At 70.7% G+C, this 11,994-nt stretch carries 10 protein-coding genes; 8 read left to right on the top strand and 2 right to left on the bottom strand.

The window, feature by feature from the left end; genetic code table 11:
* Window positions 1–11: 11 nt before the first annotated feature.
* A complete protein-coding gene (locus ABZX11_RS35910; RefSeq protein ID WP_354921697.1) occupies window positions 12–716 on the bottom strand; it encodes an SDR family oxidoreductase in 705 nt (234 codons plus the stop codon).
* 101 nt (window positions 717–817) lie between these two features.
* Between ABZX11_RS35910 and ABZX11_RS35905 the strand changes: the two genes are divergently transcribed.
* The 3 genes from ABZX11_RS35905 to ABZX11_RS35895 all read left to right on the top strand — a co-directional run bounded on the left by ABZX11_RS35905 (window position 818) and on the right by ABZX11_RS35895 (window position 3,219).
* The gene (locus ABZX11_RS35905; protein ID WP_176172751.1) at window positions 818–1,303 is read left to right on the top strand and encodes a winged helix-turn-helix transcriptional regulator; all 486 of its coding nucleotides are present in this window, start codon (window positions 818–820) and stop codon (window positions 1,301–1,303) included.
* Between the two features lie 114 nt (window positions 1,304–1,417).
* Entirely contained in the window at window positions 1,418–1,972 is a 555-nt protein-coding gene (locus tag ABZX11_RS35900) for a snapalysin family zinc-dependent metalloprotease (RefSeq protein ID WP_176172752.1), read from the top strand.
* 89 nt (window positions 1,973–2,061) lie between these two features.
* Window positions 2,062–3,219 carry an AAA family ATPase gene (locus ABZX11_RS35895; protein WP_176172753.1) on the top strand — a complete coding sequence of 386 codons (1,158 nt, stop codon included), beginning with the start codon at window positions 2,062–2,064 and terminating at the stop codon, window positions 3,217–3,219.
* A gap of 206 nt (window positions 3,220–3,425) precedes the next feature.
* On the opposite strand, the gene ABZX11_RS35890 is transcribed toward ABZX11_RS35895, so the two are convergent.
* Window positions 3,426–4,430: a LacI family DNA-binding transcriptional regulator gene (locus tag ABZX11_RS35890; protein ID WP_176172754.1), complete on the bottom strand. Its 1,005-nt coding sequence runs from the start codon at window positions 4,428–4,430 to the stop codon at window positions 3,426–3,428.
* Between the two features lie 153 nt (window positions 4,431–4,583).
* Here ABZX11_RS35890 and ABZX11_RS35885 point away from each other — a divergent pair, with 153 nt between their 5' ends.
* From ABZX11_RS35885 to ABZX11_RS35865, 5 genes are read left to right on the top strand one after another with little or no spacing between them, the layout of a single operon-like run.
* The gene (locus tag ABZX11_RS35885) at window positions 4,584–5,663 is read left to right on the top strand and encodes an ABC transporter substrate-binding protein (protein ID WP_176172755.1); all 1,080 of its coding nucleotides are present in this window, start codon (window positions 4,584–4,586) and stop codon (window positions 5,661–5,663) included.
* Window positions 5,660–7,204 (top strand): sugar ABC transporter ATP-binding protein, encoded by a 1,545-nt coding sequence (locus ABZX11_RS35880; protein WP_354921692.1) that lies wholly within the window; start codon window positions 5,660–5,662, stop codon window positions 7,202–7,204. The genes ABZX11_RS35885 and ABZX11_RS35880 overlap by 4 nt, the downstream gene beginning before the upstream one ends.
* Complete coding sequence (locus tag ABZX11_RS35875) at window positions 7,197–8,159, top strand: ABC transporter permease (RefSeq protein ID WP_354921689.1); 963 nt, start codon at window positions 7,197–7,199, stop codon at window positions 8,157–8,159. The genes ABZX11_RS35880 and ABZX11_RS35875 overlap by 8 nt, the downstream gene beginning before the upstream one ends.
* The gene (locus tag ABZX11_RS35870) at window positions 8,156–9,130 is read left to right on the top strand and encodes an ABC transporter permease (protein WP_354921686.1); all 975 of its coding nucleotides are present in this window, start codon (window positions 8,156–8,158) and stop codon (window positions 9,128–9,130) included. The genes ABZX11_RS35875 and ABZX11_RS35870 overlap by 4 nt, the downstream gene beginning before the upstream one ends.
* Before the next feature lie 28 nt (window positions 9,131–9,158).
* Window positions 9,159–11,630, top strand: coding sequence for a LamG-like jellyroll fold domain-containing protein (locus tag ABZX11_RS35865; RefSeq protein WP_354921684.1), 2,472 nt, complete (start codon window positions 9,159–9,161; stop codon window positions 11,628–11,630).
* The last annotated feature ends 364 nt before the right edge of the window (window positions 11,631–11,994 follow it).

The following is an 11,994-nucleotide window of genomic DNA, read 5'->3' as shown; positions in this document are numbered from 1 at the left end:
CGGAAAACCGTTCAGGAAACCAGCGCGGGGTACAGCGCGGGGAGATCGCCGGCGAGCCCGGCCCGCACGTTCCGGCTCACGTCGTCGGCGAGCACCTCGAAGCGGCCTTCTTCGACGCCGTCCAGCGCCAGCTTCGCCACCAGGGCCGGGTCGACCTTCGGGCCGTCGACGTGCTTGGCCATGTCGGTGTCCATGTACCCGACGTGCAGCGCCGTCACCTGCGTCTTCTGCGGCGCGAGCTCCAGCCGCAGCGCGTTGGTCAGCGACCAGGCCGCCGACTTCGCCGCGGAATACGCCGCGACCTGGGGCGCGGTGAACCAGGAAAGCACCGAGAGCACGTTGAGCACCGCGCCGCCGCCGTTGCGCTCGAGGACCGGCGCGAACTCACGCGTCACGGCCAGGGTGCCGAAGTAGTGCGTGTCCATCTCCAGCCGGATGTCCTCGAGGGACCCGCCGAGCAGCGACGCCCCGGTCGACGAACCGGCGTTGTTCACCAGCAGCGTGACGTCGCCGGCGGTCTTCGCGGCTTCCCGGATCGACTCCGGGTCGGTCACGTCGAGCCGCAGCGGGACCACGCCCGGCAGGTCGATCGACTCGGGGTTCCGCGCGGCGGCGTACACCTTGGCCGCGCCGCGCTCCAGCAGCTCCGCGGCGAACCGGCGGCCGAGGCCCCGGTTGGCCCCGGTGACCAGCGCGACCGCACCCGTGATGTCCATGACGAACTCCTCTCGCACCTGGCTTGCTCATTGCAAGCTAGCTGAAGCCGACAGTACGGCGTAAACTTGCTCCAAGCAAGTCAGCTCGAAGGGATCACACGATGAGCCGTCGCATCACCTGGGCGGACGCCGCCTGCCCGATCGCCCGCGCCGCCGACGTCCTCGGCGAGCCGTGGACGCTGCTGATCCTGCGCGACGCCACCGCCGGCACCACCCGGTTCGAGGACTTCCGCAGCCAGCTCGGCATCGCCGACAACGTGCTGACCACCCGGCTGGCGAAGCTCGTCGACCGCGGCCTGCTGACCAGGCTCCCCTACCGCGACGGCGGCCGGACCCGCCACGAGTACCGCCTGACGCAGGCCGGCTTGGACGCCCTGCCGGTGCTGCACGCGCTCGGCACGTGGGGACACACCCACACCTCTTCGGACGCCGGGCCGACGACGTTGGTCCACTCCCGCTGCGGGCAGCCCACCCGGCCGGGCCCGAAGTGCGACAGCTGCGGGAAACCGCTGGCCGCGACCGATCTGGCGTGGCGCGGATCGTGGCTCGGCGAGGACGACGTCCCGCTGGCCGAGCCGGTCGGCTGAGCCGAACGGCCCCAAGCCGTACGAAAGTCGGGTCACAAACGCCGGGCGATTCCGTAAGTTCGACACCCAGCGCGCGCAGACCCGGTAAATTCCCCACGGCAAGGAGTCGTCCCGATGTCCAGGAAGTACCTGCTGCCCGGTGCCGCCGTCGCTCTGGCCATGATCGCGACCCCGCTGACGGCCGGCCCGGCCTCCGCGGCCCCGAAGGCGGCCACGATCGTCTACTACGACACCTCGGACGCCCCCAGCTTCCGCGCGGTGATCAACGCGGGCGCGGCCAACTGGAACGCGGCGGTGTCGAACGTCAAGCTCCAGGAGAGCTCCTCGGGCGCTTCGCTGCACTACACCGAGGGCAACGACCCGCGCGGCTCGTACGCGCAGACCGACGGCCACGGCAGCGGCACCATCTTCATCGACTACACCCAGGCCGGGCAGTACGACCAGACCCGCATCGCGGCCCACGAAACCGGCCACGCGCTCGGCCTGCCGGACCACTACGAAGGCCCGTGCTCGGAGCTGATGTCGGGTGGTGGCCCCGGCCCGTCGTGCACCAACGCCAATCCGAACGCGACCGAGGCGTCACAGGTGGAATCCCTGTGGGCCAACGGCTTCACCGGCGCCCGCAAGGCCGCGACCCGCGTCTACGAAGTGACGATGCCGGTCCGGTAGCACGTCCGGTCACCGCAGCGGGCCGACCACCGGCCGACGCCGGTGGCCGGACCCGCTCGGGCGCCGCCGAACCGGATAGGTTCGGCGGCATGCTCACCACGCTCGCCGTCGCGAACTACCGCTCACTGCGTGACCTGGTCCTGCCGCTGTCCGGGCTGACCGTCGTCACCGGGCCGAACGGCAGCGGCAAATCGAGCCTGTACCGGGCGCTGCGGCTGCTGGCGGACGCCTCCCGCAACGGTGCCGTGGCGGCACTGGCGCGGGAGGGCGGCCTGCCCTCGACGCTGTGGGCCGGCCCGGAGAACGGCGTCCGGCGGGGCACCACGCGGGTACAGGGCAAGGTGCACACGAAGGCCGTCGGGCTCCGGCTCGGCTTCGCGGGCGACGAGTTCGGCTACGCGCTCGACCTCGGGCTGCCGGTGCCGGGCGCGACGCTGTTCAACCTCGACCCGGAGTTCAAGCGGGAAGCGGTGTGGTCGGGGCCGGTCCTGCGGCCGTCGGCGTTGCTGGCGGACCGGGCCGGCCCGTCGGTGCGCACCCGCGTGGCCTCCGGGTCGTGGGGCGACGAGCGGTTCAAGATCCGGCTGACCGACAGCATGTTGAGCGAGTTCGCCGATCCACGGGCCTGCCCGGAACTGCTGGTGCTGCGCGAACGCATCCGGTCGTGGCGGTTCTACGACCACTTCCGCACCGACATCGACGCCCCGGCCCGCCAGTCCCGCATCGGCACCCGCACCCCGGTGCTGGCCCACGACGGCGCCGACCTGGCGGCGGCGCTGCAGACGATCATCGAGGTGGGCCGGGCCGCGGAGCTGGCGGAAGTGGTCGACGCGGCCTTCCCGGACTCGACGGTGGAGGTGCGGCGCTCCGAGGACGGCCTGCTGTCGGTCGAGTTCCGCCAGCACGGCCTGCTGCGGCCGCTCTCGGCGGCGGAGCTCTCGGACGGGACACTCCGGTTCCTGCTGTGGGTGGCGGCCCTGCTGACCCCGCGCCCGCCGGAGCTGCTGGTGCTGAACGAGCCCGAGACGAGCCTCCACCCGGACCTCCTCCCGGCACTGGCATCGCTGATCGCGACGGCGGCGAAGGAGACCCAGCTGGTGGTGGTGTCCCACGCCCAGCCCCTGATCCGCGCACTGGCGGCGGTGACGGACGTGGGCACGGTGGAGCTGGAGAAGGAGTACGGCGAGACGAAGGTGACCGGCCAGGGCCGCCTCGACCGCCCCTCCTGGCACTGGCCCTCCCGCTAGCCCGCCCGGAACGCCGCCCCGCGAACCCGAAGGGCCGCCCCGCGTACCCGGAGAGTCGGCCCGCGTACCCGAAGGGTCGGCCCGCGTACCTGGGGAGTCGGACCACGAGCCGACCGTCCAGGTACGCAGGCCGACCGTCCAGGTACGCGAGTCGTCCGGCTGGGTACGCGAGTCGTCTGGCTGGGTACGCGTGTCGTCCGGTGGGGTCAGCGGCCGCGGGTGCTTTCGCGGATCTCCAAGGCGAACGGGGTCTGGATGTCCTGCGGCGGGGACGTCTTGTCCCCGGTGATCCGCCGGTGCACGAGGTCCACCGCGGCCTCCGCCAGCGCCGTCTTGTCCGGCGCGATCGTCGTCAGCGAGGGCAGTGAGAATGCGCTCTCTTCGTTGTTGTCGAACCCGACGATCGCCACGTCCTCCGGCACGCGCAGCCCGAGTTCGGCCACCGCGCGCAGGGCGCCGATGGCCAGCAGGTCGTTGAAGCAGAACACCGCGTCCGGCGGCGAAGGCAGGGCCAGCAACGACTTCATCGCCGCCGCGCCCACCGAGCGGTGCCACTTCTCCGCCGGGGCCACCAGAGCGTCCGAATAGGACAAACCGGCCGCGTCCAGCGCGGCCCGGTAACCGGCCAGCCGCTGGGACGACGTCCCGCGGGACGGGTTCCGCCCGATCGCCGCGACGCGGGTGCGGCCCAGCGAGGCCAGGTGCGACACCGCCGTGCGCGCCGCCAGGACGTTGTCGATCGCCACGTGGTCGATCGGCACGTCCACCGCGTGCTCGCCCAGCATGACCAGTGGGATCCCGCCCGGGTCGGCCGGGAAGTCCGCCGCCTCCAAGGCTTCCGGGTGCACCAGCGCGCCGTCGACCAGGTGCGGCCCCAGCGACGAAAGCGTCTCCCGCTCCCGTGACCGCGTGCCCTGGGTCTGTTCGATCAGGACGCTCCAGCCGCGCTTCTGGGCCGCCGTGATGACCAGGCCGGCCAGCTCGCCGAAGTACGGGATCGACAGCTCCGGCACCATCAGCGCCAGGAACCCGGTCCGGCCGCGGCGGAGGTTGCGGGCCCCGACGTTCGGCCGGTACCCGGTCGCCGCCAGGGCTTCCTCGACGCGCCGCCGGTTTTCCGGCTTGACGAAGGCGTAGCCGTTCACGACGTTCGACACCGTCTTCACCGACACTCCGGCAAGCGTGGCGACGTCCTTGAGCGTCACGGTCACGGGCGGTCCCTTCAGAGAGTGAGCACGAAGTGTAGCGAGCCGCTGCCGGTTTACAACGTTGTTCCAACGATGTAAAAAGTACCCCAAGGCTCCCGTGGTGACTCCGATCACCCCGGCGAGCGGGCCACCGACGACGCTGCCCGAGGAGTCACCGTGCTCTTGTCCTCCCGCCCCCGACTGGTCTTGGTCACCGCAGCCGCCGCCGCGCTGACCCTCACCTCCTGCACGAGCAGGGAAGAAACCCCCGCGGCCCCCGCCAGTGGCGCCGGGCCTGCCGCCTCCGCCCAGTCCGCCGCGCCGTCCGCCGACGGCTGCACGCTCGAGAAGACCGGTTACCCCAAGGTCGACCTGAAGACCGCGGTGGTGGGTTTCTCCCAGTCCGAAAAGGAGGCCAACCCCTTCCGGATCACCGAGACGCAGTCCATCCGCGACGAAGCCGCCAAGCTCGGTATCGCGAGCGACAAGCTGCTCGTCACCAACGCCCAGAGCGACCTCAACCGGCAGATCAGCGACATCAAGTCGATGCTCGACCGCGGTGCCCAGCTGCTGATCGTCGCGCCGCTGAACTCCGACGGCCTCCAGCCCGCCCTCGACGCGGCGAAGGCCAAGAAGGTCCCCGTCGTCACCATCGACCGCAAGGTGACGTCGCAGCCGTGCAGCGACTACCTGACCTTCATCGGCTCGAACTTCGTCGAACAGGGCAAGCGCGCGGCGCAGGCGATGGTGAAGTCCACCGGTGGCACCGGCAAGGTCGCGATCCTGCTCGGCTCGTCGGGCAACAACGTGACCACCGACCGGACCAAGGGCTTCAAGGACGAGCTCGCGAAGACGCCCGGCCTGTCCGTGGTCGCCGAGCAGACCGGCGAGTTCGACCGGTCCAAGGGCCAGGCCGTGATGGAGCAGCTGATCCAGAGCCACCCGGACATCACCGCCGTCTACGCCGAAAACGACGAGATGGGCGTCGGCGCGGTCAACGCCCTCAAGACGGCGGGCAAGACGCCGGGCAAGGACGTCAAGATCGTCTCCATCGACGGCACCCGCAACGCCGTGCAGCTCATCGTCGACGGCAGCTACAACGCCGTGATCGAGTCGAACCCGCGCTTCGGCCCGCTGGCCTTCCAGACGCTGCAGAAGTTCGAGAACGGCGAGCCGATCCCGGCGAGCATCGTCATCACCGACGACCAGTACGACGAGACCAACGCGGCCCAGAAGGTGGGGAACTCCTACCAGTGACGGCCACCACCGAAGTGAGGACCGCACCGGTGCTCGAGGTGGCCGGGGTGACCAAGCGGTTCCCCGGCACCCTCGCGCTCGACGACGTCAGCTTCGCGCTGGCGCCGGGCGAGGTGCACGCCCTGGTCGGCGAGAACGGCGCCGGCAAGTCCACCCTGATCAAGGTGCTCACCGGCGTCTACCAGCCCGACGAGGGCGAGGTGCGCCACCTCGGCGAGCCGGTGGCGTTCAAGCGGCCGATCGACGCGCAGCGGGCCGGGATCTCCACGATCTACCAGGAGGTCAACCTCGTCCCGCTGATGAGCATCGCCGGCAACGTCTTCCTCGGCCGCGAGCCGCGCACCCGCGCGGGCCTGGTGGACTGGTCGAAGATGTACGCCGACGCCCGCGAGCTGCTCAAGGGCTACGGCATCGACGACGACGTCAAGCGGCCGCTGCACACCCTCGGTGTCGGCGCGCAGCAGATGGTCGCCCTCGCCCGCGCGGTCTCGACCGACGCCAAGGTCGTCATCATGGACGAACCGACGTCGTCGCTCGAGCCGCGCGAGGTCGAGACGCTCTTCGAGGTGCTGAACCGGCTGCACGCGCAGGGCATCGCGATCGTCTACGTCAGCCACCGGATGGACGAGCTGTACCGGGTGTGCGACAGCGTCACCGTGCTGCGCGACGGCCGGGTCGTCCACAGTGGACCGCTGAAGCCGCTGCCGCGCATCGAGCTCGTCTCGCTGATGCTCGGCCGGGAGATCAGGCAGATCCGCGAGGAAGGTGTCACGGCGTTCGGCGAGGAGCACGACGTCGAGCGCGAGCCGCTGCTCAAGGCGGAGCACCTCAGTGGCCTGCGGAAGCTGCACGACGTCTCGGTGAGCATCCGGCCCGGCGAGGTCGTCGGACTGGCCGGCCTCCTCGGCTCCGGCCGCAGCGAGACCGCGCGGGCCATCGTCGGCGCGTTCCCGCTCGACGGCGGCAGCGTGCTGCTGGCCGGGAAACCGCTCAAGAAGGGCAAGATCAAGGCCGCCATGCGGGCCGGGATCGCGCTGCTGGCCGAGGACCGCAAGACCGACGGGATCATCCCGAACCTGTCGGTCCGCGAGAACATCGTGCTCGCCGCGCTGCCGACGCTCTCGCCGTTCGGCCTGGTCAGCAAGGCCAAACAGGACAAGATCGTCAAGATCTTCATGGAGCGCCTGCGGATCAAGGCGGCCAGTCCCGAGCAGAAGGTGTCGGAGCTCTCCGGCGGCAACCAGCAGAAGGTGCTGCTGGCCCGCTGGCTCGCCACCGGCCCGAAGATCCTGCTGCTGGACGAGCCGACCCGCGGCATCGACGTCGGCGCGAAGGCCGAGGTGCAGGCGCTGATCGACGAACTGGCGCAGGAAGGGCTCGGCGTGCTGCTTATCTCGTCCGAACTCGAAGAGCTGATCGACGGCTCCGACCGCGTGGTCGTGCTGCGCGACGGCTCGGTCGTCGGCGAGCTGACCGGCGACCGGATCACCGAGGAGAACGTCCTGACCGCGATCGCCACCGAGGGTGACAACGATGTCTAGCGCCACCCTGACCAGAACCCCCGACCGCGCGAAGGTCACCGCGTGGCTGCAGAACTACGGCGTCTACCTGGCCGTCGTCGTGCTGCTGCTGTTCAACGTGGCCTTCACCGAGAACTTCCTGTCCGCGGCCAACTTCCGCACCCAGCTGGTGCAGGCGGCGCCGGTCTGCATCGTCGCGCTCGGCATGGCGCTGGTGATCGGCACCGAGGGCATCGACCTGTCGGTCGGCTCGGTGATGTCGATCGCCGCCGCGCTCATCCCGCTCTACCTCGGCGCCGGCCCGCTGATGGCGGTCATCGTCGCCGTCATCGCCGGGATCGTCTCCGGCCTGTTCAGCGGCTACCTGGTGGCCTACCTGGGGATCCAGCCGATCATCGCGACCTTGGCCTTGCTGGTCGGCGGCCGCGGGCTCGCGCTCGTGATCGCCCACGGCCAGCTCGTCCAGCTGCACAACCGGGACTTCCTGGAGCTGGGCACCGGCGACCTCTTCGGCGTGCCGATCATGGTCATCGTCGCGGGCGTGCTGTCCGTGCTCGCCGGGCTCGTCGTGCAGCGCACGACGTTCGGGCGGCACCTGGTCGCCATCGGCGGCAACCGCGCCGCGAGCACCCTGGCCGGACTGCCCGTGAAACGCGTGCTCGTCAGCGTCTACGTGATCTCCGGGGCACTGGCGGCGATCGCCGGCGTGCTGGCGACTTCGCGGCTGGCCGCCAGCGACCCGAGCGACGTCGGCCTGCTGATGGAGCTGTCGGCGATCACCGCGGTCGTCGTCGGCGGCACCCCGCTGACCGGCGGCCGGGTCCGCGTCCTCGGCACCGTGTTCGGCGCGCTGCTCATGCAGCTCGTCCAGGCCACCCTGATCAAGCACAACCTGCCCGACTCGACCGCGCAGATGGTCCAGGCGGCCATCATCGTCGTCGCGGTCTACGTCGCACGTGAGCGGAGCAGCAAATGACCGCGACCCAGACCCAGGCCTCGCGCGCCGCCTTCGCCGGGGTCCTGCAACGCCAGGGCGCGGCCGTCGTGCTCGTCCTCGGCATGGCCGTGGCGTGGTTCGCGTTCCCGCACTTCGGTACCGCGGACAACCTGCGCAACCTGGTGTTGCAGGGCTCGTTCCTCGCCGTGATCGCGCTCGGCATGACGTTCGTGATCATCTCCGGCGGCATCGACCTCTCGGTCGGCTCCAACTACGCGCTCGGCGGTGTCCTCGCCGCGTACGGCGCCCAGTACGGGCTGGTCGTCGCGATCCTGCTGCCGCTGGCGGTGTGCTCGCTGATCGGGTTCGTCAACGGCCTGCTCATCGCCCGCACCGGGATGGCGCCGTTCATCGTCACGCTGGCGTCGCTGCTGTTCGCCAGGGGACTGCTGCTGGCCCTGACCTCCGAGGGCGCGACGACGTACAAAGTGGACCCCGGCTCGGCGTTCCTCTGGCTGGGCCAGGGCACTATCTTCGGTGTCGGTGTCCCGGTGTACCTGACGCTCGTCCTGTTCGCCCTCGGCGGCCTGCTGCTGCGGCGCACCCGCTTCGGCCAGTCCGTGTTCGCCATCGGCGGTGCCGAGCAGTCGGCCGTGCTGATGGGCCTCCCGGTGGCCCGCACCAAGATCAGCCTCTACACGCTCAGCGGCGCCCTCGCCGGCTTCGCGGGCATCCTCACCGCCGCGTACCTGCAGTCCGGCGTCACGGTGATCGGCGTCGGCACCGAACTCGACGCGATCTCGGTCGTCGTCATCGGCGGCACGCTGCTCACCGGCGGGGCCGGCACCGTCATCGGCACGCTCGTCGGCGTGCTGCTGCGCACGCTGATCCAGAACGTCATCAACCAGATCGGCACCCTCGACTCCAACTACCAGACCGTGGTGAGCGGCGCCTTCCTGCTCGTCGTCGTGGTCATCCAGCGCCTGCTCGCGCGCTCCCGCACCCGCTGACCCCTGTCCCCTACCAGGAGGTTCGACGATGTTCCGCCCTGCCCGCCTGGCCGCCGTGCTGGCACTGGCCGTGACCGGACTCGCGGTCCCCGCCGCGCACGCCGCATCCCCGCCCCAGTGGCAGCGGCTCACCCCGCCGCTGTCCACCCCGTGGACGAACGACGTCTCCCCCGCCAACGCCCTACCGGACTACCCGAGACCGCAGCTGACCCGCGAGAAGTGGCAGAACCTCAACGGCGTCTGGGAGTTCGCCAAGGCGACCCCGGGTGAAGCCGCGCCCGTCGGCAAGACGCTGGGAGAGCGCATCCTCGTGCCCTACCCGGTCGAGTCCGCGCTGTCCGGGATCATGCGCCACGAAACGAACATGTGGTACCGCCGCACCTTCGAGGTGCCGAAGACCTGGCAGGTCGGCAAGAGCGGCCAGCGGCTGCTGCTGCACTTCCAGGCCGTCGACTACGACGCCACCGTGATCGTCAACGGCAAGACCGTCGGCCGCCACACCGGCGGCTACGACGCCTGGTCCGTCGACGTCACCGACGCACTGACCACCGCGAAGACCCAGGAGGTCGTGGTCGGCGTCGCCGACCCGAACGACCAGGGCGGGCAGCCGATCGGCAAGCAGCGCCAACCCGGGGACGGCATCTTCTACACACCGTCTTCGGGCATCTGGCAGACCGTCTGGATGGAACCGGTGGCGTCCGCGCGCATCGACCGGCTGGACGTCACGCCGGACCTCGGTTCGGTGACGGTGACCGCGGTGGTCGGCGGGCCGGTGAAGCAGCGCGTCGAAGCGGTCGCCTACGACCACGGCCGCCCGGTCGGGCGGGTGAGCGGTGACGCCAACCAGCCGTTGAAGCTCAAGGTGGACCGGCCGCACCTGTGGTCGCCGGACGACCCGTTCCTCTACGACCTGCGGGTCAAGCTCGTCCCGTCGGGCGACGAGGTCGGCTCGTACTTCGGGCTGCGCACGATCGGCCTCGGCAAGACCGCCGACGGCAAGCAGCGGATGCTGCTCAACGGCAAGTTCGTCATGCAGGTCGGCCCGCTCGACCAGGGCTTCTGGCCGGACGGCATCTACACCGCGCCGACCGACGCGGCCCTGAAGTTCGACCTCGAGCAGGAGAAGGCGCTCGGCTTCAACATGGTGCGCAAGCACATCAAGGTCGAGCCGGACCGCTGGTACTACTACGCCGACAAGCTCGGGCTCCTGGTCTGGCAGGACATGCCGGCGATGAAGGACGACGTCGAGCCGTCCGCGGCGTCGCGGGTCAACTACGAGTCCGAGATGAAGCGGATGATCGACCAGCACCGCAGCTTCCCGTCGATCGTCACGTGGGTGCCGTTCAACGAGGGCTGGGGCGACTACGAGGTCGGCCGTATCGCCGACGAGGTCAAGTCGTGGGACCCCTCGCGGCTGGTGAACGCGGAATCCGGCGTCAACTGCTGCCGGTCCGAACCGGACAGCGGCCGCGGTGACATCTACGACGACCACACCTACACCGGCCCCGGGACGCCGGCGCAGTCCGGGACCCGCGCGGCGGTCGACGGCGAGTACGGCGGCCTCGGCCTCAAGGTCGCCGGCCACGAGTTCGACGCGGCGGGCAGCTTCGCCTACGAGATGGAGCCCGACAGCGCGACCCTGACCCGGCGCTACGGCGAACTGCAGCAGCGCCTGCTGCTGGTCGCCCAGCGGTGCGGGGTGTCCGCGGGTGTCTACACGCAGACCACCGACGTCGAGAAGGAGGTCAACGGCTTCTTCACCTACGACCGGCAGGTGAAGAAGATGGACTTCGCGGCGGTCCGCGCGGCGAACCTCGCGGTGATCAAGGGCGCCACCGGCACCCCGGTTCCCGGGCCGTCCGTTCCCGCCGGAACACCCGGGATCGACGGGATCGCCGCGTACCCGTTCGACGAGAACGCGGGCACGGTGGCGAAGGACGTCGCCGGCAGCCACGACGCCACGCTCGTCGGCGGCGCGTCCTGGACCGCGGGCAAGAGCGGTTCGGCGTTGGCCACCAACGGTTCCGGCCAGTTCGCCGACACCGGCGCCGCACTGGTGAACACCGAAGGCAGCTACAGCGCGGCCGCGTGGGTCAAGTTCAACGCGGTCGGCGACGGCTTCCAGACGATCGTCAGCCAGGACGGCGACAGCAACAGCGCGTTCTTCCTGCAGTACTCGGGCCAGGACCACCGGCTGGCGATGAGCTTCGTCGGCACGCGGGCCCTGGCGCCCACCGCCCCGGAGGCGAACCGCTGGTACCACGTGGTCGGCGTCCGCGACGCGGCCGCGGGCACACTCAAGCTGTACGTCGACGGCCAGCCGGTGGCGACGAAGAGCGTCTGCCTCGGTGACGCCTCGACGGGCCACACGGTGATCGGCCGCGGCAAGTACGGCGGCGGCCCGGTCGACTTCCTCAACGGCGCGGTCGACCAGGTCCACGTCTACGACCGGGCACTGTCCGACGCGGACGTGAGCGCGCTGTACTCCAGCGGGAAGTAGGGCAACCGGGAACCTCGCCGGTGCGTGCTCGGCCCGGGGACCGCGATCGCGGTCCCCGGGCCCCACGTTTGCCGGGGGTGAGCCTCGCGGGCTCTCGAAGATCGGTTTTGCCCGCCAGAGCGGGCGTTCTCGCCGCCACCGCGGCGCTGCTGCCGGCCGGGACGGCGGTGCCGGCCTCGGCCACGCAGCTCACGTCGATCCAGCCGAAGTCGTGGTCGTAGGTCGACTCGGCGCAGCCGAAGAAGAGCTTTGCCGACCCGGCCGGCGACGCGCCCAATGGCGCGACAGCCGACCACGGCCGGAGGACCAGCCCCGCGAGCCGACCAAGCCGGCCGGGCCGGGCAGTCTCGACGTCTGCCCGTCG

The organism is Amycolatopsis sp. NPDC004169, from assembly GCF_040610315.1.
Classification (GTDB): Bacteria; Actinomycetota; Actinomycetes; order Mycobacteriales; family Pseudonocardiaceae; genus Amycolatopsis.
The sequence above is the reverse complement of the archived record's forward strand: the minus strand, read 5'-3'. Positions and strand labels throughout refer to the sequence as shown.